The 23,381-nt window shown below is 41.6% G+C and carries 19 protein-coding genes; 13 read left to right on the top strand and 6 right to left on the bottom strand.

The window, feature by feature from the left end:
- The first annotated feature begins 3 nt into the window (after nt 1–3).
- The 8 genes from trpB (at nt 4) to L5B83_RS00470 (ending at nt 9,421) form a co-directional block, all read left to right on the top strand.
- Nucleotides 4–1,200, top strand: coding sequence for a tryptophan synthase subunit beta (gene trpB / locus L5B83_RS00435; protein ID WP_250363323.1), 1,197 nt, complete (start codon nt 4–6; stop codon nt 1,198–1,200).
- Nucleotides 1,200–2,006, top strand: coding sequence for a tryptophan synthase subunit alpha (gene trpA, locus L5B83_RS00440; protein ID WP_265777201.1), 807 nt, complete (start codon nt 1,200–1,202; stop codon nt 2,004–2,006). The genes trpB and trpA overlap by 1 nt, the downstream gene beginning before the upstream one ends.
- A gap of 161 nt (nt 2,007–2,167) precedes the next feature.
- Nucleotides 2,168–2,866 (top strand): carbonate dehydratase, encoded by a 699-nt coding sequence (gene can, locus L5B83_RS00445; RefSeq protein ID WP_250349824.1) that lies wholly within the window; start codon nt 2,168–2,170, stop codon nt 2,864–2,866.
- A gap of 65 nt (nt 2,867–2,931) precedes the next feature.
- Entirely contained in the window at nt 2,932–4,029 is a 1,098-nt protein-coding gene (gene purK, locus L5B83_RS00450; RefSeq protein ID WP_265777202.1) for a 5-(carboxyamino)imidazole ribonucleotide synthase, read from the top strand.
- 173 nt (nt 4,030–4,202) lie between these two features.
- A complete protein-coding gene (locus L5B83_RS00455; RefSeq protein WP_265777203.1) occupies nt 4,203–5,393 on the top strand; it encodes an amino acid aminotransferase in 1,191 nt (396 codons plus the stop codon).
- Between the two features lie 233 nt (nt 5,394–5,626).
- Nucleotides 5,627–6,520: a homocysteine S-methyltransferase family protein gene (locus L5B83_RS00460; protein WP_265777204.1), complete on the top strand. Its 894-nt coding sequence runs from the start codon at nt 5,627–5,629 to the stop codon at nt 6,518–6,520.
- A gap of 11 nt (nt 6,521–6,531) precedes the next feature.
- The gene (locus L5B83_RS00465) at nt 6,532–7,938 is read left to right on the top strand and encodes a basic amino acid/polyamine antiporter (protein ID WP_250350554.1); all 1,407 of its coding nucleotides are present in this window, start codon (nt 6,532–6,534) and stop codon (nt 7,936–7,938) included.
- A gap of 172 nt (nt 7,939–8,110) precedes the next feature.
- Nucleotides 8,111–9,421: a nucleobase:cation symporter-2 family protein gene (locus L5B83_RS00470; RefSeq protein ID WP_265777205.1), complete on the top strand. Its 1,311-nt coding sequence runs from the start codon at nt 8,111–8,113 to the stop codon at nt 9,419–9,421.
- Nucleotides 9,422–9,639: 218 nt separating this feature from the next.
- Here L5B83_RS00470 and L5B83_RS00475 read toward each other — a convergent pair whose 3' ends face one another.
- Together L5B83_RS00475 and L5B83_RS00480 are read right to left on the bottom strand one after the other, a co-directional pair.
- On the bottom strand, nt 9,640–10,695 hold the full coding sequence (locus L5B83_RS00475) for a TIGR01620 family protein (RefSeq protein ID WP_265777206.1): 1,056 nt from the start codon (nt 10,693–10,695) through the stop codon (nt 9,640–9,642).
- A 21-nt stretch (nt 10,696–10,716) separates the two neighbouring features.
- Nucleotides 10,717–12,120: a YcjX family protein gene (locus L5B83_RS00480; RefSeq protein WP_265777207.1), complete on the bottom strand. Its 1,404-nt coding sequence runs from the start codon at nt 12,118–12,120 to the stop codon at nt 10,717–10,719.
- 65 nt (nt 12,121–12,185) lie between these two features.
- Here L5B83_RS00480 and L5B83_RS00485 point away from each other — a divergent pair, with 65 nt between their 5' ends.
- From L5B83_RS00485 to L5B83_RS00505, 5 genes are read left to right on the top strand one after another with little or no spacing between them, the layout of a single operon-like run.
- Nucleotides 12,186–13,883 (top strand): ABC transporter substrate-binding protein, encoded by a 1,698-nt coding sequence (locus tag L5B83_RS00485; protein WP_265777208.1) that lies wholly within the window; start codon nt 12,186–12,188, stop codon nt 13,881–13,883.
- Nucleotides 13,880–14,845: an ABC transporter permease gene (locus tag L5B83_RS00490; protein WP_250350559.1), complete on the top strand. Its 966-nt coding sequence runs from the start codon at nt 13,880–13,882 to the stop codon at nt 14,843–14,845. Before L5B83_RS00485 ends, L5B83_RS00490 begins: the two co-directional genes overlap by 4 nt.
- Nucleotides 14,835–15,722, top strand: a complete 888-nt coding sequence (locus tag L5B83_RS00495) for an ABC transporter permease subunit (RefSeq protein WP_250350560.1) — start codon at nt 14,835–14,837, stop codon at nt 15,720–15,722. Before L5B83_RS00490 ends, L5B83_RS00495 begins: the two co-directional genes overlap by 11 nt.
- 8 nt (nt 15,723–15,730) lie before the next feature.
- Complete coding sequence (locus tag L5B83_RS00500) at nt 15,731–16,789, top strand: peptide ABC transporter ATP-binding protein (protein ID WP_250350561.1); 1,059 nt, start codon at nt 15,731–15,733, stop codon at nt 16,787–16,789.
- 9 nt (nt 16,790–16,798) lie between these two features.
- Entirely contained in the window at nt 16,799–17,599 is an 801-nt protein-coding gene (locus tag L5B83_RS00505; protein ID WP_265777209.1) for a peptide ABC transporter ATP-binding protein, read from the top strand.
- Nucleotides 17,600–17,739: 140 nt separating this feature from the next.
- Here the strand turns inward: L5B83_RS00505 and glyA are convergent, their stop codons facing one another.
- The 4 genes from glyA to purH all read right to left on the bottom strand — a co-directional run bounded on the left by glyA (nt 17,740) and on the right by purH (nt 23,301).
- Nucleotides 17,740–19,005: a serine hydroxymethyltransferase gene (gene glyA / locus L5B83_RS00510; protein WP_250350563.1), complete on the bottom strand. Its 1,266-nt coding sequence runs from the start codon at nt 19,003–19,005 to the stop codon at nt 17,740–17,742.
- Nucleotides 19,006–19,126: 121 nt separating this feature from the next.
- The gene (locus L5B83_RS00515) at nt 19,127–20,344 is read right to left on the bottom strand and encodes a DUF711 family protein (RefSeq protein ID WP_265777210.1); all 1,218 of its coding nucleotides are present in this window, start codon (nt 20,342–20,344) and stop codon (nt 19,127–19,129) included.
- Between the two features lie 28 nt (nt 20,345–20,372).
- Nucleotides 20,373–21,674: a phosphoribosylamine--glycine ligase gene (gene purD / locus L5B83_RS00520; RefSeq protein WP_265777211.1), complete on the bottom strand. Its 1,302-nt coding sequence runs from the start codon at nt 21,672–21,674 to the stop codon at nt 20,373–20,375.
- 22 nt (nt 21,675–21,696) lie between these two features.
- Nucleotides 21,697–23,301 (bottom strand): bifunctional phosphoribosylaminoimidazolecarboxamide formyltransferase/IMP cyclohydrolase, encoded by a 1,605-nt coding sequence (purH, locus tag L5B83_RS00525; RefSeq protein ID WP_265777212.1) that lies wholly within the window; start codon nt 23,299–23,301, stop codon nt 21,697–21,699.
- Nucleotides 23,302–23,381 lie beyond the last annotated feature (80 nt).

The raw sequence follows: 23,381 nt of genomic DNA on the forward strand, positions 1-23,381 counted from the left end.
ATTATGTCAGAAACCCAGCTTAACCCGTATTTTGGTGAATTTGGCGGAATGTATGTGCCAGAAATTTTAGTCCCTGTGCTAAAACAACTGGAACACGCCTTTGTAACGGCGCAAGCCGATCCTGAATTTCAAGCGGAATTTCAAGATTTACTGAAAAACTATGCCGGTCGTCCTACCGCATTGACCCTGTGTCGTAATCTCACCAAAGGTACGAAAACGAAACTTTACCTAAAACGGGAAGATTTATTGCACGGTGGTGCGCACAAAACTAACCAAGTTTTAGGGCAAATTTTACTTGCTAAACGAATGGGAAAAACACGCATCATTGCTGAAACAGGTGCTGGTCAGCACGGGGTTGCCACGGCCCTTGCTTGTGCAATGCTGGATATGCCTTGCCGTATTTATATGGGGGCAAAAGATGTGGAGCGTCAATCACCAAATGTGTTTCGTATGCGTTTGATGGGGGCGGAAGTTATCCCCGTCGAAAAAGGCTCTTGCTCGTTAAAAGATGCCTGTTGTGAAGCGATGCGCGATTGGTCTGCTAACTATGAAACCACACATTATTTACTTGGTACCGCAGCAGGGCCTCACCCTTTCCCAACTATCGTGCGTGAATTTCAAAAAATGATCGGCGAAGAAACCAAACGCCAAATTTTAGAAAAAGAAGGGCGTTTACCCGATGTGATTATCGCTGCCGTAGGCGGGGGGTCTAACGCCATTGGAATGTTTGCTGATTTCATTGATCAACCACAAGTGCGTTTGATCGGCATTGAACCTGCCGGTAAAGGCATTACCACTGGGCAACACGGCGCGCCACTTCGCCACGGTAAAGTGGGGATTTATTTCGGAATGAAATCGCCAATTATGCAAACCGATGATGGACAAATCGAAGAATCTTACAGTATTTCTGCGGGCTTAGACTTCCCTTCTGTGGGGCCACAACACGCCCATTTACACGCTATCGGACGTGCAGAATATGAAAGTATTACGGACGATGAAGCCCTAGATGCCTTCCAAGCGCTCGCCAAACACGAAGGTATTATCCCAGCGTTGGAAAGCTCGCACGCGTTGGCTTATGCGTTAAAATTAATCCAACAAAATCCAAACAAAGAACAATTAATCGTCGTAAATTTATCAGGGCGTGGGGATAAAGATATTTTCACGGTGGATAAAATCTTAACTGAAAAGGGGAAAATGTAATGAGCCGTTTTGAAACCTTATTCACCCAACTTAATACTAAAAATGAAGGCGCATTCGTGCCGTTTGTCACGCTATGCGATCCCGATTTAGCACGCTCTTTTGAGATTATTTGTACCCTTGTGGATAACGGTGCAGATGCGTTAGAACTGGGTTTTCCTTTTTCTGATCCCTTATTAGACGGCCCCGTCATTCAAGCGGCTAACAATCGTGCCTTAAATGCAGGTTGTAGTACGGCAGAAAGTTTTGAGCTGCTGGCAAAAGTGCGGACGAAATATCCTGAAATTCCGATCAGTTTATTATTATGTGCGAATTTAATTTATGCACAGGGCTTAGATCATTTCTATCAACGTTGTGCCGAAGTGGGCGTGGATGCCGTGCTTGTGGCAGATATTCCTTTACTTGCAGCTGAACCTTATATCCGTGCTGCAAAAAAACACGGCATACAACCTGTGTTTATCTGCCCACCAAATGCGGATGAAGCAACCATTAAAGGCGTAGCACAACATAGCGAAGGCTACACCTATTTAGTTTCTCGCGCTGGTGTAACCAGTGCAGAAAACCAAAGCCACGCAGCAAATTTAGATACCCTTGTAGAACAACTTAAAGCCCACCAAGCGCCGCCAATTCTACAAGGTTTTGGTATTGCTCAGCCTCAACAGGTAAAAGAAGCCTTACAGCTCGGTGCAGCCGGAGCTATTTCAGGCTCTGCAACAGTCAAAATTATCGAACGTAATCTAGATAATCATCAAAAATGCTTGAGCGAATTGGCTCAGTTTGTGAAAGCGATGAAAGACGCCACGTTGTAAGCTAAATTTCAATTCAAAACATAAAAGTGCGGTGAAATTTTTGTTAATTTTTCACCGCTCTTTCCCCAGCAACTCATACCTGTTGTTTATCTCGTATAGTTTAATTTACCCTTGTCTTATTATTCGTTATACTGTGCATCCATTAATTTTGGAGTATTTCAATGAAAAAAATCGAGCAACTTTTCGCCAATAATTATAGCTGGGCAACACGAATGAAAGAGGAAAATTCCGATTATTTTCGTGAGCTTGCTGATCATCAAAAGCCAAGTTATTTGTGGATTGGTTGTTCTGATAGTCGTGTGCCGGCGGAAAAGCTCACCAACCTTGGACCCGGTGAGCTGTTTGTCCATCGTAATGTGGCAAACCAAGTGATCCATACCGATTTAAACTGCCTTTCAGTGGTGCAATATGCAGTGGATGTATTGGATATTGAACATATTATCATTTGTGGGCATACCAACTGCGGTGGAATTAAAGCGGCGATGTCAGAACAGGATTTAGGCTTGATAAATAATTGGTTATTACATATTCGTGATATTTGGTTTAAACATAGCCATTTATTGGGTAAACTGCCGCCAGAAAAACGTGCGGATATGCTAACTAAACTCAACGTTGCAGAGCAAGTTTACAACCTTGGGCGTTCTTCTATTGTGCAATCGGCGTGGAAACGGGGGAAAAAACTTTCCCTACACGGCTGGGTTTATGATGTGAATGACGGCTATTTGATTGATCAAGGCGTAATGGCAACGAGCCGCGAAACGCTGGAAATTTCTTATTTAAGTGCGATTTCTCGTCTTTTAAAACAAAATGAAGATGAACAAGAAAACGCTGAAACACCGACTGAACAAATAGAAAAATAAGCAAAAAATGCCCCGCACTTTCTATGCGGCATTATTTTTTAACCAACATCATCAAGGATTTTATAATGCAAAAAAGTGCTTTGTACCCTGTTATTTATGTGTTAGGTAATGGGCAACTTGGACGAATGTTACGCTATGCTGGCGCACCTTTAGATATTCAGGTTGTGCCATTGCCTTTCAATGCCCCCGTGTTTGAACTGGAAGAAGGTTGCTTAATTACCGCAGAAATTGAACGATGGGAAAACACACCTCTGACAGAAACCTTAGCCAATCATCCGCAGTTTATTAATCGTTCCGTTTTTGGCTTACTCGCCGACCGCCTTTCGCAAAAATCGCTTCTTGATGAACTCAATCTTCCCACTTCCCCTTGGACACTCATTCATTCTGCCTCCCAATGGCAAGATATTTGGCAGCAAATTGGCGATAAAGTTGTGGTGAAACGCCGTACTGGGGGATATGACGGACGTGGTCAATGGATCATCACCGAAGAAAATCAGGCGCAAATCACTCAAGATTTATATGGCGAAGTCATTGCAGAAAAATTTATTCCCTTTGATGGTGAAATATCTCTAGTGGGGGCAAGATTTAAAGATGGCACAACCCGTTTTTATCCTGTTACACACAATCTGCAACAAAACGGTATTTTACGTTATAGCGTCGCAGATAGCGCTCAGCCACAACAGGCTGTATTACAAAATCAAGCAGAAGCGATGTTAGCAAAAATAATGCACAAGCTAGATTATATCGGCGTGATGGCAATGGAATGTTTTGTCATTGGCGATAAATTACTCATTAATGAACTTGCGCCTCGAGTGCATAACAGTGGGCATTGGACGCAACTAGGTTGTGCAATCAGCCAATTTGAACTTCATTTACGGGCATTACTCAATCTGCCAACACCAGAACTGACTAGCACAATGCCCGCAGTGATGATTAATTTAATTGGCACAACGCATAATCCGCAATGGCTCAATATGCCATTTAGTCAATTGCATTGGTATGGTAAAGAAGTGCGTGAAGGGCGTAAGCTAGGGCATATCAATTTGGCTCATCCAGATCATCAAGAACTAGTGCATTTACTGGATAAATTTTCGCAAGTACTGCCACAAGAATATCAATCTGGTTTAGCTTGGGCAAAAGACAAATTGAAATTATCTAAATAATCATCGCATTTTTTGAAAAAATATTGACTTTCTTAGACAGAAAGCCAACTTAGTACTAATAAATACTTGCGAACAGGGGGAATTCTCAAGTATAACGTTACACAGGATTTCTTCTCTTAGAGAAATAACATTATTAACCACAAATTCAACACAACATTAGAAGGATAATCACGATGTTTGAACATATTAATGCTGCTCCAGCCGATCCTATTTTAGGTTTAGGTGAAGCCTTTAAAGCCGATGATCGTACTCACAAAATCAACTTAGGGATTGGTGTCTATAAAGATGCTAAAGGCAACACACCCATTATGAAAGCGGTGAAATCAGCCGAACAACGTTTGTTTGAGGCAGAAACCACCAAAAATTATCTTTCGATTGATGGGGTTGCTGATTTTAATGCGCGTACGCAAGGCGTTTTGTTCGGCGAACATTCAGAAATTGTAAAACAAGGACGTGCTAAAACTGTGCAAAGCCTTGGTGGAACTGGAGCATTGCGTATTGCCGCAGAATTTATTAAACGTCAAACAAAAGCTCAAAATGTTTGGATTAGCACGCCTACTTGGCCAAACCATAATGCGATTTTTAATGCTGTAGGTATTACAATTCGTGAATATCGTTACTATGATGCAGAACGCAAAGCCCTTGACTGGGAGAATTTAATCGCTGATTTAAGCAATGCAAGTGAAGGCGATGTGGTGTTATTACACGGCTGCTGCCATAACCCGACAGGTATCGACCCAACCCCAGAACAATGGCAACAACTGGCTGAAATGTCTGCTAAAAATGGCTGGTTACCACTATTTGACTTCGCTTATCAAGGACTAGCAAATGGTTTAGAAGAAGATGCCTTTGGTTTACGCACTTTCGCAGCTAACCACAAAGAATTATTAATTGCGAGTTCTTATTCTAAAAACTTCGGCTTATATAATGAGCGTGTTGGTGCGTTTACCTTAGTTGCCGAAACCGCGGAAATCGCCACAACAGCATTAACTCAAGTGAAATCCATTATCCGCACACTCTACTCTAACCCTGCCTCCCACGGCGCGTCCAGTGTGGCGATCGTACTCGCCGATCCAGCACTAAGAGAAGAATGGACAACCGAGCTAGGGGAAATGCGTCATCGTATTAAAGAAATGCGTCACCAATTCGTCGCATTATTAAAAGAATACGGCGCACAGCAAGACTTCAGCTTTATTGAACAACAAAACGGTATGTTCTCATTTAGTGGTTTAACACCAGAGCAAGTCGATCGCTTAAAAGAAGAATTTGCTATTTATGCTGTACGTTCAGGGCGAATCAATGTTGCAGGTATCACCGAAGATAACATTCGTTACCTTTGTGAAAGTATTGTAAAAGTGCTTTAATCAAAATTTGAAAAAATAATACCGCACTTTAAAAGTGCGGTATTTTTTTAATTAGCGTTGTTGCAGTTTAAAATAATACGGTGTTACCTCCTCCTTATGATAGAAAGGTCAGTTCACTGTTTTATTTTTAATGTAAACGGACGTGTTCTTTTCATTAAATGAGTATAGATTAAAATACCCTCATCAAATGACAGATTAATATCATCTTATTTTTTACTTTATAGGAAGCAAAAATGACAATCACAATTCTTGACGGTGGAATGAGCCGTGAATTAATGCGTTTAAACGCACCCTTTCGCCAACCAGAATGGTCGGCACTTTCACTTTATGAAAAACCGCAAGCCATTGAACAGGTTCATCAGAACTTTATTGTCCATGGCGCTGAAGTGATTACCACGAATAGTTATGCGGTTGTGCCTTTTCACATTGGTGAACAACGTTTTGTTGCTGATGGCAAAATGCTTGCTGATCTTGCTGGTCGTCTGGCTAAAAATGCGGTGAAAAATAGCGGAAAAGCCATTAAAATTGCGGGTTCTCTACCTCCCTTATTTGGCTCTTATCGACCTGATTTATTTCAAGCTGAGCGTGTTAAAGATATTGCTCTACCGCTAATTAATGGACTTGCCCCTTACGTTGATCTTTGGTTATGCGAAACCCAAAGTGCCATTATTGAGCCTGTCTCAATCAAACCGTTACTACCCGATGATCGTCCTCTGTGGGTTTCCTTTACCTTGCAAGATGAAAATCCACATCTTCCAGCGAGCCTACGTTCAGGGGAATCAGTACAAAGTGCGGTAGAAAAAATGATTGAATTAGGCGTGAATGCCATTTTATTTAACTGCTGCCAGCCAGAAGTGATTGAACAAGCCTTACAAGTAACCCAACAGGTACTACAAAAACATCAGGCTGAACACATTGCCACAGGGGCTTATGCCAACGCCTTTGCCCCACAAACCAAAGAAGCAACCGCCAATGAAGGATTAGACGAAGTACGTAAAGATCTTGATCCTCAAGCCTATTTAGTTTGGGCGAAAAAATGGCAACGTGCTGGCGCAAGTATTATTGGCGGTTGCTGTGGTATTGGCTTAGAGCATATTCAAGCACTTTCAGATTATTTCAAAAAATAGGGAAATACAGGATGTCAAATAAAAAAATTGGTTTAATTTCTCTTACCGCCCTCGTGCTGAGTTCGATGATTGGCTCAGGAATTTTCAGCTTACCGCAAAATATGGCTGCTGTTGCGGGATCAGAAGCCTTACTGATTGGCTGGCTGATTACTGGCATTGGGATTATTTTTCTTGGATTATCTTTCTTTTTTATTTCACGCCTTAAACCTGAGTTAGACGGTGGGATTTATACCTACGCACGCGAAGGTTTTGGTGAATTAATGGGATTTTTATCCGCTTGGGGTTACTGGCTCTGTGCAACTATTGGGATTGTGGGCTACTTAGTTGTGGCTTTTGAAGGTATTGGTACCTTTACAGATAGCGAAAATGTCGTTATTTTTGGGCAAGGTAATACCCTCGCCTCTTTTATCGGTTCTTCACTGGTGGTGTGGCTTGTTCATCTTTTGATTGCAAGAGGGGTCAAAGAAGCCGCTTCTGTTAATTTAATCGCCACCCTCGTTAAAGTCTTTCCGCTTATTTTATTTATTGCGCTCGCCTTTTGCTTTTTCTCTCCAGAAACCTTTAATAGCGATATAAAAGGAATCGCATTAAATAATACAGTGAGTGATCAGGTGAAAAATACTATGCTCATCACTTTGTGGGTTTTTACTGGGGTTGAAGGGGCAGCCGTACTCTCCGCTCACGCAAAAAAACGCAGCGATGTGGGCATTGCAACCGTATTAGGCATCATTATTGCGTTATTACTCTATATTGCAATTACGGTGCTTTCTTTAGGTCTTTTACCAAGAGAAACTATTGCCCAAATGGCAAATCCTTCTATGGCTGGGCTATTAGAATTAATGATCGGCAAAAGTGGCAAAGTTCTCATTACCGTCTGCTTAATTATTTCTGTACTCGCTTCTTACATTAGCTGGACGATGTATTCGGCAGAAGTCCCTTATCGTGGTGCTAAAAATGGGGCATTTCCACAAATTCTGAATAAACTCAATGACAATGATGTGCCAATTAACTCCTTATGGTTTACCGGCTTTGTGGTACAGCTATGCCTTATTTTGGTTTTACTCACAGGCAAGACCTATGAAGCATTACTACTGATTTCAACTTCAATGATCTTAGTGCCTTACTTACTGATTGGCGCTTACTTGCTAAAATTAGCCTTTCAGCAACATTGTGCTTGGTATATTAAACTCACGGGATTTATTGCCACACTTTATGGGCTATGGATTTTATATGCCGCAGGACTTGATTATCTGCTGATTTCCGTGGCGTTATATGTACCCGGTATTGCGCTATTCCTATATTCTCGCCACCAATCGCAAGGCAAATTCAATTTAAATCACGCTGAAAAAGCCCTGATTGTCCTTTTTGCATTACTCTTTATTTGGGCAATTAACGTACTGATAAATTTTGAATTCTAAGTTATCTAAAAAGCAGATCACATCGATCTGCTTTTTCTCACTACGGTAAAAAATAGGAAAAAATAAAGTGCGGTGTCATTTTACAATGTTTTCACCACCAAAAAGCAAACGATTGCTTAAAATAAAATATACAGTATAATTCGCCCTATTTTTTATCGACTAGGAAAGCCTTATGAACAACAATCTACTCTATTCCGTTGAAGACAAACCACCTTTTGGGTTAAGTCTATTATTAGCCGCTCAACATTTACTTGCCGCATTAGGTGGTATTATCGCTGTGCCATTGGTGATTGGTAATGTACTCAAGCTACCTACCGCGGATACCATCACCTTAGTCAATGCCGCTTTACTTATCTCTGGTGTGGTTACCATTATCCAATGCCGTGGCTTAGGTCCAATTGGCATTCGTTTACCAAGCGTAATGGGAACAAGTTTCACCTTTGTTGCTGCCGCACTTGCCATTGGCTTTAGTGAAGATGGCGTTGCAGGGATTTTAGGCGCTTCCCTCGTGGGATCGCTGGTGATGATCATCGGCAGTTTCTTTATGCCCTATATCCGTAAATTATTTCCACCAGTGGTAACCGGAACGGTAGTGATGATGATTGGTCTTAGCCTGATTCCTGTTGCCGTAGATTGGTTTGCTGGTGGACAACGCACTGATCCCAACTATGCCACACCAGAAAATCTGCTAATGGCGAGCTTTGTGTTGGTCATTGTGGTCATTTTAGTTCAATGGGGCAAAGGCATTTTTTCCGCTGCCGCCATTGTTATTGGAATGATGACAGGCTATGCAGTAGCACTTGCACTAGGTTGGGTGAATTTTGATGGGGTTAAACACGCACAAATTTTTGCCGTACCGCAACCGTTACATTTTGGTTTAGCCTTCCCACTCTCCGGCATTATTGGTATGTCTATCGCCTATTTGGTAACCATTGTGGAATCAAGTGGTAACTTCTTAGCTTTAGGTAACGCCACTAAAACGGAAATCACGGGTAAACATTTACGCGGTGGCGTGTTATGTGATGGCTTAGGTTCTGCTCTTGCTGCGATAATGTCCACCACGCCGTTTTCCTCTTTCTCACAAAATATTGGTGTGATTTCTCTCACTGGCGTAGCAAGCCGTTATGTGGTCGCCATAACAGGAGCATTATTAGTGCTAGCAGGATTATTCCCTGTATTCGGTGCGTTAATTGTTTCTATTCCACTTCCAGTGCTTGGTGGCGCGGGTTTGATGATGTTTGCAATGATTATTGCAGCGGGAATTCAAATGTTAGATCGCATTGAACGCAGCAAACGCAACGGATTAATCATCGCGATTTCTATTGGTTGCGGCTTAGCCGTTACTACTCGTCCAGAATTGCTCGAAAAACTCCCGCACTTTTTTAAAGAAGTCCTTGGCTCTGGCATTACCGTGGGATCATTATTAGCCTTGATTTTAAACTTGGTGCTACCACAAGATAAAAATTCAAAAGAAAATGGCTAAGCAGCGATTCTATTAGCGGATCGCTATTGGGATAATGTGGCTAAAACTAGACCATATTATCCACAAAGTAAGGCAAATTATACGAAGAATGGGGAGAATATTTTCAAGCCATTTCACTGAGTTTTGCTAGATTTTGGGATTTTCAGACCATTAAGCCATTGGCAATAATCAACATTGCCCTCGCACATTAATGCTTAGGGCAATATTTTTATCAATGATTAAGCTTTTTTACTTGGCAAGAGTAGCGCTTTTAAATGCGCTAATACGTCTTTTTGAATATGTTTTAAACGTGGACGTTCCTCCTGTTTAAAAGCAAGCGGGCGACAAAATTCCATCGCTTTAATACCAAGCCTTGCGGTAAGCAGCCCAACCCCAACACCTTGTGCGATACGGGCGGAAAATTTTGCCGTCACATCTTGCGAAAGCCAGTCCATTCCAATCTCTTTGACCACTTCCGTTGCCCCCGCAAAAGCCATATTCAACAAGACCATTCGCAATAAACGCAAACGGCTAAAATACCCCAGTTCAATATGATAAAGTTTAGCTAATTGGTTGATTAAACGAATATTTCGCCACGCAACAAAAAACATATCCACCACCGCTAAAGGACTCACTGCAACAACTACCGCCGCTTCAATGGCATTTTTACTAATCAGTTTTTGTGCTTGTTTATCAATCGGTTTTAATACGGTTTGACTGAACAGATCGGCACGTTCGCTGGCAGAATGCCCTTCATTAGATTGCTTTTGCCATTGGATAACTTCTGGTGATTGTGGTGAAATATCCATCGCTTTGATAATGTCTTGACAGAGCTGCTGCACTTTTTCGCTTTCTTGTACAGAAAAATCTTGCTGAAAATCCTCCGCACTTTTGTTTAATAAAAATTGGCTTTTCTCTTGCAATGCCATTCGTTTTTTTAAGTGTACGAGCTTACGCCATTCGTTCACCATTGCACCAATTCCCAACACCACCAAAAAGCAACTTGCCAGCGCAAAAGAAAAATAAATCCATTGGTGATGTTGCCACGTATCAATCAACCACTGTATCGACTGTGCAATCAGCGCGCCAGTAAAAAAGATCGCTGAACCTGCCAGCCATTTTTTCCACCAACGGGGTTTAGGTTGGAGCGCTTGCTCAAATTTTGGTGCGAGATCGCCCGATTCATCTTCTACATCCGTTTCTATGATTAAATTTTCTTGTGAAAAGGTTTGTTTCGGTGCAAAAGCTTGTTGTTCTCGATCTTCAAGTGCGGTGTGAAAAATTTGTTTTTCCATTGTTATCTTTCTCTCTTGCGATCAATCCAGTTTATCCGCTAACAAAAATTGCAATACAGCGTCCATTCTTAAATGAGGAATTGCACTGCTCGGTTCAAGGGGCTGCGGTTCAAATTGATCAAATTCAAATCCTTGTGTTTGCCAAAATTGTGCGTTTGGCAAACGGCTTGGCACTTCCCCGGGATAAAGAGTGATTTTTTGCTGATCTTTTTGCCGAATGCCTTGTATCGCGGCGTAAAATTTTCCATTTTGCTTCACCTTAACTTGTTGTGTCGCACGAATCGCAGCAATCGCATCGTATGTGGTTTTAATGCCTTCATACGCCACATAACGCCCCCCTTCTTGTACTAACTGACGTAGTAGGCTAATTAAATTATGGTGTTGCTCTCTGGTGATGTGATCCGCTTTGGTCGCAAGAAACATCAATTTATCAATTTTTGGTGAAAACAAGCGGTTGAACAAGGTGCGTTTGCCATAATGAAAACTCTTAAACAGGGCTTGTAAACCCTCTTGCATATCTAAAAAAGCGCGTTGGCTATGATTAAGCGGAGTAAGGCAATCTGCCAAGATCACTTGGCGATCAAAGGTAGAAAAATAATCACGATAAAAACCTTTAACGATATGTTGGCAATAATAATCGTAACGATCTGTCAAAACAGCAAAATAGCTGTCGTTATCCGCTTTTTTTAGGGCTTGCCATTGCGCCTTATTAAGATGAACCAAAGGGAAAAATTGCACCGCAGGCGCACCTTCCAATTCCCCCGCTAAGACAAAACGCCCCGGCTGAATAAAATGCAACCCCTGTGCTTTACAAGCTAATAAGTATTCTGTGTAATCCTTTGCCAGTTGTGCCAAAACGGCGGCATCGGCTTTGGCGAATAAGTCGATTTTTGCTACGTTTTCTTGCCATTTTTGCGCTAATTCAAGGCGTTGTCCTTGCATAAGTTCGCGCTGTTGCTCGCTCCATTGTTGGAAATCTAATTCAAGCAACGGCAAATCTAATAGCCATTCCCCCGGATAATCAAAAATATCAAGATAAAGTGTGCCGGTTTCTTTTAAATGACGCCACAAGCCACGCTGTTGATAACGAATTGCCAAGCGTGTTTCGCTCACTCCGCGGGTAGAATCAGGCCAGCGTGCGGGGGTGTCTGTCAAACATTTCAAGTTTTTTTCATATTCAAAACGAGGAATGTGCATCGTACGTTGTTCAATGGGCTTTACCGCTAAAATCCGTTTCTCTCGTGCCGCATCAAATAAGGACAAACGGGGGTTATCCAGCGTATTAATATGTAAAAGTTGGTTCACAAGACTGGTAATAAATGCCGTTTTTCCGCTACGGCTTAGCCCAGTTACGGCTAAACGCAAAGTGCGGTCAAATCCACGGTCAATAAGGTTATCCAGCTCTTTTTGAATATAATCAAACATTTTATTTCTAAATTTCGCTAATATACTTTAAAATTTCGCCATAATTTATCACAAATATGCCTGTTATGTTTATAAGAAAAATCGTTGTTTCTGCTATTTTGCTGAGTGCCAGCCTAATCAGCTTGCCGAGTTACTCAGCGCCTAAAGTGCCAAAAAGCCTTACGCAAAATGGCCTCATTTATTGCACCCAAGCAAACGGTTTATCCTTTAATCCGCAAACCAGTGATGCGGGAACCAGTATGAACGTGGTTACCGAGCAAATTTATAATAAATTATTTGAAATCAAAAATAACAGTGCCACGGTTGAACCAGTACTGGCACAAAGTTATAGCCTGTCTGCTGATGGCAAAACCATTACCATTAATTTACGCAAAGGGATTAAGTTTCATCAAACGGATTGGTTTACTCCAACACGCAATTTCAATGCAGAAGATGTGGTGTTTTCACTTAATCGTGTGCTAGGGCATAATACGGATTTACCTACCTTAGAAACCTTAGTGGATTACAAAAATCCGCAATATCGAATTTTTCACGAACAAGCACGCAAAGTACGTTTTCCCTATTTTGAAAGCATTAAATTACGCGAAAAAATTGAGTCTGTGGTCGCCACCTCGCCTTATCAAGTGCAAATCCACCTCTTTCAGCCTGATGCGTCGATTCTTTCCCATCTTGCCAGTCAATATGCCATTATTTTCTCGCAAGAATACGCCTTACAACTCAACGCTGACGATAACCTTTCTCAGCTAGACACCTTGCCTGTCGGAACTGGCCCTTATAAAGTGCAAAATTTCGTGCGTAATCAATATGTTCGTTTAGTGAGAAATGAAGATTATTGGCGTAAAAAAGGGGAAATTGAACATATTATTATCGACCTTTCAACAGACAAAACAGGGCGTTTGATTAAATTCTTAAATGGCGAATGTCAGATTACCTCTAGCCCTGATGTGAGCCAACTGGGAATTTTGAAACAATTTAATGAGCGATATTATTTAAAATCCACCGAAGGAATGAATTTGTCGTATTTGGCATTTAATTTTCTTAAACCGGCAATGAAAGATTTAGATCTACGCCGTGCAATCTCGCAAGGCATTGATCGAGAACGTATTATTCATCGTATATATCATAATACAGCAAGTGTCGCGAATAATATTATTCCAAATATTTCTTGGGCAGCAACGGTAAATACCCCTGACTTTGCCTATGATTACAACCCCAACGCGGCGAAAGCCTTTTTACAAGATAAGCAGCTCAAATTAACAATGTGGGTGCTAAATGAAGAACAAGTTTATAACCCTTCACCAATCAAAATGGCTGAATTAATAAAATGGGATTTAGCACAGGTAGGGGTGGAATTAGTGATTCGCCCTGTTACGCGAACTTATTTAATTGAGCAGCTCCGAAATGGCTCAGAAGATTATGATTTAATTCTCACTGGCTGGCTCGCGGGGAATTTAGATCCTGATAGCTTTATGCGCCCTATTTTAAGTTGTGGTACAGTCAATGACATTACCAATTTATCCAACTGGTGCTATGCCCCTTTTGAAGATGCGATGAACCGTGCTTTAAACACTACGCAGTTACGTTCACGCGCTAATTATTATAATATCGCGCAAGAAATTATTTTATCCGAGTTACCCATTATTCCTGTGGCTAATGTCAAACGAATGTTAATTGCAAATTCCCGCGTGAAAGGCTTGGAGTTAGCCCCCTTTGGTAGCATTAACTTCACAACGCTATCCTATCAGCAAGGAGAAGGAAAATGATCCTATCTTTTTTTCGGCATCTTATCCTGTTGGTGATCACCTTAGTCATTCTGTCTATGATTAGCTATGCCGTGTTAATGCGTGATCCCCTAAATGAAGTCTTGGCAACACCACATTTTTATTCAGGCTATTTTTTCTATGTGCAAAATTTGCTCAATGGGGATTTGGGGATTAGCTACAATGGCGGTGATTCCTTAAGTGATTTAGTTCTCACGGTACTCCCCCCAACCCTTGAACTTTGCTTTACCGCCATTTTACTGGCGTTGCTCTTTGGTATTCCTTTAGGACTTATCGGGGCGGTTTACCGTAAAAAATTATTAGGAAAAATCATCCGCACTTTATCTGTGATAGGACTTTCTTTACCCGTATTTTGGCTTGCGCCCCTACTGCTTTATGCTGCCGCCATTTATGGTTGGGAAATTGCGGCAATTGGGCAATATAATTTACTCTATGAAATTCAGCCTATCACGGGCTTTCCTATTATTGATGTATGGTTTATTGACGCCCCTTATCGCATTAAGGTGATCCAAAATGTGCTACAACACCTGATTTTGCCTACATTGGTGCTAATGATTTGGCCTACAATGGAGATTATCCGCATCGTGCAAGAACGAGCTGCCTATTTGTTTGAACAACCTTATATCAAAATTTCAATGACAAGAGGCTGGTCTATGTACAAAATTTTATATACCCATATTTTACGCAACACCTTGCCGCTGCTTGTGCCACAAATGACACGCTTATTCACGCTCGTTATCGCACAATGTATGTTAGTTGAAGGCACATTTGGTTGGTCTGGCATTGGGCGTTGGTTGATTAATGCCGTTGCCCAACAAGATTACAACAGTATTTCTGCAGGCATTATCGTGATTGGGTTATGTATTATCGTAGTAAATTTATTGGTAGAAACACTCACCTTCGTGTTAGATCCGTTAAATAAGAAAGGTTGGTATGCAAGATAAAGATCTGGCGGAATTTCGCCATACAGAAACATTAACCACCATTTGGAAATTATTCCGTCAAGATAAAGTGGCACTTGCCAGTTTTTATCTTTTTTTGCTGTTTATTTTGACCGCACTTTTTAGCACGTTCATTGCCCCTTATCCCGCTGAAACGCAGTTTATCGGTTTTGAACTAATGCCCCCCTCTTGGGTAAATGGCGGAAAAATTGCCTATTTTTTTGGTACAGATGATATTGGGCGTGATGTTCTAAGTCGCTTAATCACAGGAACAACTTACACCTTAGGTTCAGCCTTAATCGTAGTGGTTTTTACCGCAATATTAGGTGGAATTCTGGGCGTTTGGGCGGGAATGTCGCAAGGGATTAAATCTCGTGTACTCGGGCATTTTCTAGATGCTTTCCTTTCCACCCCAATTTTGCTGATTGCCATCATTATAGCGACCTTAATGCAGCCCAGCCTGATTAACGCAATGCTTGCCATTACATTGGCATTATTACCGCACTTTATTCACGAAATTTACCAAGCTATTCAAAAAGAGCTGAAAAAGGAATACATTTTAATGCTTCGTCTTGAAGGCGCATCAAATTGGCTTTTACTCAAAGAAGCCATTTTTCCTAATATTTCGGTGAAATATATCCAAGAAATTACCCGCGCGTTTACCATCGCAATTTTAGATATTAGTGCATTAAGTTTTATTTCCCTTGGGGCGCAAAGCCCAATGCCTGAGTGGGGCGTAATGATTAAAGATTCTCTAGAGCTAATTTATCTCGCGCCTTGGACTGTCATCTTACCGGGACTTGCGATTATGGCGGTCATTCTCGTTGCCTTATTACTCGGCAATGGCATTAACAAAGCGATTGAAAAATATTATGAATAAGGATTCCAATGGCACTACTTGATATTCGTAATCTTTGCATAGAAATAAAAACGCCAAATGGTCGAGTAAAAATTGTCGATAACGTCAATCTCACCTTAAATGAAGGGGAAATTTGCGGTTTAGTCGGGGAATCGGGTTCAGGCAAAAGCCTCATTGCAAAAGTCATTTGTAACACCATTAAAGATTCGTGGATTGTTAGCGCTGATCGCTTTCGTTTTAATGAGGTAGAATTGCTTAAACTTAGCCCACATAAAAGACGGAAATTAGTCGGCAAAGAAATCTCAATGATCTTCCAAGAACCGCTTACAAATTTAGATCCTAGCACCAAAATTGGCAAACAGCTTATTCAAAATATCCCTTCGTGGACATTCAAAGGGCGATGGTGGCAATGGTTTGGCTGGAAAAAACGCCGTGCCATTGAACTATTACACCGTGTAGGCATTAAAGATCATAAAGATATAATGAACAGCTATCCCGACGAAATCACCGAAGGGGAAGGGCAAAAAGTGATGATTGCTGCCGCGGTTGCCAATCAACCCCGCTTATTAATTGCCGATGAACCGACAAATTCCTTGGAATCTATCACTAAGGTGCAAATTTTCCGCCTGTTATTGAGTATGAACCAAAACCAAGGTACCTCTATCTTACTGGCAAGCAATGATATAAATAGCATCAGTGAATGGTGTGATAGTTTCAGCGTACTTTATTGCGGACAAAACGCAGAATCAGGACCAAAAGAAAGCGTGCTGAACACGCCACATCACCCTTACACCAATGCCTTACTGCATTCCATTCCTGATTTTAAACAGCCTTTGCCATTCAAAAGCCGTCTAGGCACATTGCGTGGTACCGTTCCACTGTTGGATCAACTGCCTATTGGCTGTCGTCTAGGACCGCGTTGCCCGTTTGCCCAAAAGAAATGTATCAATAAGCCACCAACAAGACGAATTAAACATCACGAATTTGCTTGCCATTTTCCACTTAATTTACGCGAAAATCAGCGAAAAGAAAAAGAAGAAATGGCAACCCCACTTATCATTAATACGGATGAAAATAACACAGAATAGGAAAATCGAATGAGTGCCTTATTAAAAATTGAACATTTATCCAAATCCTTTGATGATAATGTCGGTATTTTCTCATCTAGCCAATTCGTTGCTGTGGAAAATGTCAGTTTCCAATTAGAACGCAAAAAAACCTTAGCGATTATTGGTAAAAATGGCTCAGGCAAATCAACCTTGGTAAAAATGATCGTAGGAATTCTCGCGCCAAGCGCAGGGGAAATTTTATTTAATAATACGCCACTTCAATTTGGCGATTATCGCTCTCGTTCGCAACATATTCGTATGGTTTTCCAAGATCCCAATAGTGCCTTCAACCCCAAACTCAACGTTGGGCAGATTTTAGATACCCCACTGCGTCTTGCTACACATTTAAGTGAAACCGAACGTGATGAAAAAATCTTTTCGACGCTCAAACTGGTAGGGCTTTACCCTGATCACGCCAACATTAAAATCAACACAATGTCAATGAGCCAGAAACAGCGTGTCGCTCTTGCCCGTGCCTTGATCCTTGAACCTGAAATCATCATCACCGATGATGCCCTTGGCTCACTTGACGCCACCGTAAAAACACAACTGATGAATTTAATGCTCGAAATCCAAGAAAAACTCGGTATTGCTTATATTTACGTGGGACAACACTTAGGAATTATTAAGCATATTTCTGATGATGTATTGGTGATGGATGAAGGCAAAATGATTGAATATGGCACCACTCACGATGTCTTCACCGCCCCACAAAATGAGATTACCAAACGCCTTGTAGAAAGCCATTTTGGACAATTGCTGACCGATGAATCTTGGGCATTCAGATAACTGTCATAAAATAAAGTGCGGTGTTTTTTTACAAAATTTTTATAATAAAGCCCCTTACACTCGCCTAATTTTATAGCATTTACGAGCATAAAAAATAGGCTGGATAGCATATCCAGCCTGTTTAAGGTAATACTAAAACATTACGCAGGATAAACCGGCAAACGCTTACAAATAGCTAGCACTTTTTCTTTTGTTGCAGCAATCACTTCTGCTTCATTTTCTTTACCCACAGCATCAAGCACATCGCACATCCAACCAGCTAACTCTTTCACTTCCGCTTCTTTGAAACCACGACGAGTCACAGAAGGGGTTCCGACACGGATACCCGAGGTGATAAATGGTTTTTGTGGATCATTTGGCACGGCATTTTTATTTACTGTAATATTTGCCTTGCCTAATGCCGCATCTGCCGCTTTCCCTGTTAAACCGTGACTGACTAAATCAACTAAGAATAAATGGTTTTCCGTGCCATTAGAAACCACGTTATAACCACGTTGTTTAAACACGTCCACCATTGCTTTCGCGTTTTTCACCACTTGTTGCTGATAAGCTTTAAACTCAGGCTCAAGCGCTTCTTTAAAACATACCGCTTTCGCTGCAATCACGTGAACCAATGGACCACCTTGACCTGCTGGGAATACGGCACTGTTTAATTTTTTATAAAGCTCTTCATCGCCACCTTTTGCTAAAATCAAGCCACCACGTGGACCACCTAAAGTTTTGTGCGTTGTGGTTGTCACAACGTGAGCGTGCGGTAATGGATTTGGATAAACCCCTGCCGCAATCAAGCCGGCGACGTGCGCCATATCTACGAATAAATAGGCGCCAACTTCATCAGCAATTTCACGCATTTTCGCCCAATCGACCACTTGAGAATAGGCAGAAAAACCACCTACGATCATTTTTGGCTTAACGCGTAATGCTTGTTCACGCAATGCGTCATAATCAATTACGCCTTCATCGGTGATGCCATATTGTTCTGCGTGATAAATTTTGCCTGAAAAGCTCACTGATGCACCGTGAGTTAAATGGCCACCGTGTGCCAAGCTCATACCTAAAATGGTATCCCCCGGGTTTAGCAATGCCATATAAACTGCCGCATTAGCTTGCGAACCAGAATGTGGCTGCACATTTGCATAATCTGCACCAAATAATTCTTTCGCACGGTCAATGGCAAGTTGCTCAACAATATCAGCATACTCACAACCACCATAATAGCGTTTACCCGGGTAACCTTCTGCATATTTATTGGTGAATTGAGAACCCTGTGCTTCCATCACACGTGGGCTAGCATAGTTTTCTGATGCAATTAATTCAATATGTTCTTCTTGACGACGATTTTCATCTTGAATCGCCTGCCATAATACGGGATCGTAATCAGCGATGTTCATACTTCTTTTTAACATTGTGTTTGTCCTCTTCGTTTAAAAATATGGGGGATAGTTTACCCTGTTCTGTGATACTTTTTAATGAAAATTTAATTGTTAATTTCTCATCATCTTGATGAATTTTTTTCATTTATAAGGCTTATGGCACCGCTAAAATGCGACAGTTACATAAATCATCGCTTTCAAATTCGGTCATTTCTCCTGCAGATTTATTCGGAATTGGGAATAATCTGACGGTAAGGGGCTTATTTAAACGAAATGCCATTGTGCCAGTATCACTCATTAATCCTGCGATTTGTTCAATGGTTGCCTCACCTGAAATTGGCACAGTATCTAAACCAATGCCACATACAGCACTATAAGTGAGTAAAGCACGAATATCAAATTGAGATGTTTTGGTGCCTTCCGCTAAACCCAAATCTTCAGTTACTGCTAACATCAAACCAGAAAAACCGACTAAATCGACATTTTTCACTGATTTGAACACACGAGTGAGTAATTCGGAAACTTCTACTGTACCCGCTGCACCGAAATAAGGTACGCCGAGTAATTCATAAACCTTTGTCATTGAATGGCAGTTTTTAGATGGGGCTGCTGAGCTATCAAAACCAGCTAATCTGAAATTACCTGATAATGCAGATTTTATCGCGTTTTGTATTTCATCAATGTGATATTGCAATGCTTGGGACATTGCCACACTGGCTTGATGAAAGAACCGCTGGCGATTTTCATTAATAGGCAAATTTTCTAGCACATCAACCAATAAATCTGGCGTTTCTAAACCGATTACCACCGCATTATCTAGCTCACTGCGATGATAACCTGCTGGGAAATAAGGAATAAACGGTTTACAGTTAAAATTCACGGTGAAATTAAAATTACCTTCACCACGAGGGGTTAATTCTGCAATTTTTTGCACCGCACTTGCACAATTTAACAACAACGCATAATCTAGAAAACCATTTTCATCACGTTCCACATTTACGCAAGCATTACATAAATCCCCATAGTTTGCGATTAATTCTGGCAATAACGCGATCTCTTGTGCCGTTTTTGCTTCCCCAATTGCAAAACGAATACGCAACCCGCTCTCATTCAATTTACTCAGCAAGGTTTTAAGCAAGGCTAAATCACGTTTTGCCGTGTCAATGCTACTCAAATCCAAATATTCACCAAAAGGATTAGTGATAATACGGATAGACTGAATTTCATAACCTTTTTGCTGAATAGCGGGAATAAGCAAATCAAATTCCGATTTCGCCATTTGTAGCTGCTGTTGCCATTGTGTTTTATCTTTAGTTAGAGATAAAAATAGACTTATGGCTCTCACGCGACAACGTGATTTATCTTGATACATATTGCTCCTTTTTATGATTAATCCTCTATTATGATTTCTCGCGCGCAATAGCTCTCCAGCCAACATCACGGCGGAAGAAACGACCGTTCCACTGAATTTGTTCTGCGAGTTTTAATGCTTTCTGTTGAGCATCAAGCACGCTGTCACCCAATGCGGTGGCGCAGAGAACGCGGCCACCATTGGTGACTAACTTGCCATTTTCTTCGTTCACACCAGCAAGAAAAACTTTTTCATCACGTTGCTCAGATGTTGGTAAGCCTTGGATTTCATCACCTTTACGATAATCCGCAGGATAGCCTTCTGCGGCAAGCACAATCCCTAGTGCGGCTTGTTTTTTCCATTGTGATTGAACTTGATCCAATTTCCCTTCACAGGCTTTTAGGCAAAGCGCTACCAGATCAGAATCCATCCGCATCATAATCGGTTGTGTTTCAGGATCGCCAAAACGGCAGTTAAATTCAATGACTTTTGGCTGACCATTTTTATCGATCATCAGGCCAGCATATAAAAAACCTTTATAAACATTCCCTTCAGCCGCCATTCCTTGCACGGTTGGATAAATAATTTGCTGCATCACTCGTTGGTGAATTTCAGGGGTAACAACCGGAGCAGGCGAATAAGCGCCCATTCCGCCCGTATTTAAGCCTTTATCCCCTTCCCCCACGCGCTTGTGATCTTGGCTAGTTGCCATTGGTTCGACATTTTTACCGTCCACCATCACGATGAAACTGGCTTCTTCACCTTCTAAAAACTCTTCAATCACGACGCGAGAACCTGCATCACCAAAAGCATTGCCTGAAAGCATATCCTTAATGGCTTCTTCCGCTTCCGCTAATGTCATTGCCACAATCACGCCTTTTCCCGCCGCCAAGCCATCTGCTTTAATCACTATCGGCGCACCTTTTTGTCGAACATAAGCAAGGGCTTGCTCAACATCGGTAAAGTTTTGATATTCTGCCGTTGGAATTTGATGACGAGCTAAGAAATCTTTAGTGAATGCTTTTGATCCCTCCAACTGTGCTGCCGCTTGGCTTGGGCCGAAAATCGTTAAACCTGCTTGTTCAAAAGCATCAACTACCCCTGCCACCAAAGGGGCTTCCGGACCAACAATGGTTAAGCCAACTTGATTTTCTTGTGCGAATTTGACTAATGCTGGAATATCCGTCGCAGAAATTGCCACATTTTCCACCGCACTTCTGCCCACGCCACTTTCCCGTGCAGTGCCAGCATTTCCCGGTGCAACAAACACTTTACTGGCTAAAGGGGATTGTGCAGCTTTCCACGCAAGGGCGTGTTCACGCCCACCGTTTCCGATAATTAAAATATTCATTTCTTTTCTACCCCACTTTGAATTAATGACGGAAATGACGCATTCCTGTTAGCACCATCACCATATTATGTTCATCTGCGGCATCAATCACTTCTTGATCACGCATAGAACCACCGGGGTGAATCACGCACTCAATGCCAACTTTAGCAGCAGCATCAATGCCATCACGGAATGGAAAGAAAGCATCGGATGCCATTACGCAACCTTTTACTTCTAACCCCTCGTCCTGTGCTTTAATACCGGCAATCTTAGCAGAATAAACTCGGCTCATTTGTCCGGCACCAATACCGATAGTTTGATTATCTTTCGCATAGACAATGGCGTTAGATTTAACAAATTTCGCCACTTTCCAGCAAAATAGCAAATCTTGTAGTTCTTTTTCCGTTGGCTTACGTTTGCTCACGACTTGCAAATCGGCAAGATCTACCATACCTAAATCGCTGTCTTGTACTAATAAACCGCCATTAACACGTTTGAAATCTAAGCGTTGCGGTGCTTCGCTATGCCATTCGCCACATTCTAACACACGCACATTTTTCTTGACTTTTAGCACCGCTTTTGCCTCTTCTTGAATCACTGGCGCGATAATCACTTCGACAAATTGACGATCAACAATCGCCTGTGCGGTTGTGGCATCTAATGGACGGTTAAAAGCAATAATGCCACCGAAAGCCGAGGTTGGATCTGTTTGATAGGCTCGGTTATAGGCATCTAAAATATCAGCGCCTAACGCTACGCCACAAGGATTTGCGTGTTTCACAATCACGCAAGCGGGTTCATTAAAACTTTTCACGCATTCCAAGGCAGCATCGGTATCCGCAATATTGTTATAAGAGAGGGCTTTACCTTGTAGTTGTTTTGCCGTGGACACACTTGCGTCTTTTTGTTCTTTTTCCACATAAAATGCAGCATTTTGATGACCATTTTCACCATAACGCATCGTTTGTTTGCGGATAAAATTCAAATTTAAGGTGCGTGGGAATTGTCCGCACAAGGCATTTTGTTCTTCTTCCTCAGCGGAAAAGTAAGGTTTCACCAATTTACCAAAATAATTGGCAATCATCGCATCATATTGTGCGGTATGTTCAAAAGCTTTAATCGCTAAATCAAAACGTGTTGCTAAAGTTAAACTATTTTGATTTTGATCCATTTCAGCCAAAATAGCAGAAAAATCTTGATTATTTACCACAATCGCAACATCTTTATGATTTTTCGCTGCAGATCGCACCATTGTTGGCCCACCAATATCAATATTTTCTACGGCATCTTCAAGGGTACAATCCGCTTTTGCCACAGTTTGCGCAAAAGGATAAAGGTTCACCACCACCATATCAATCGGCTCAATGTGGTGCTTAACCATCACTTCATCATCCACGCCGCGACGTCCTAAAATACCACCATGCACTTTTGGGTGTAAGGTTTTCACTCGTCCGTCCATCATTTCTGGAAAACCGGTGTAATCAGAGACTTCGATAACGGGCAATCCCTTTTCCATTAACAATTTCGCAGTACCACCTGTGGAAAGCAATTTCACTCCGCGTTGCACTAAGCCTTGAGCAAATTCCACAATACCTGTTTTGTCTGAAACACTAAGTAAAGCCTGACGAATAGGGCGATTTGGTTGCATTGAGATTTCCTTTAATTTAATGAAATGAAAAAACCTCCGCATTATAACGCAATCGTTTGCTTTTATATAGCACGAAATCA

Source organism: Avibacterium sp. 21-599 (genome assembly GCF_026226765.1).
In the GTDB taxonomy this organism is placed as follows: Bacteria; Pseudomonadota; Gammaproteobacteria; order Enterobacterales; family Pasteurellaceae; genus Avibacterium.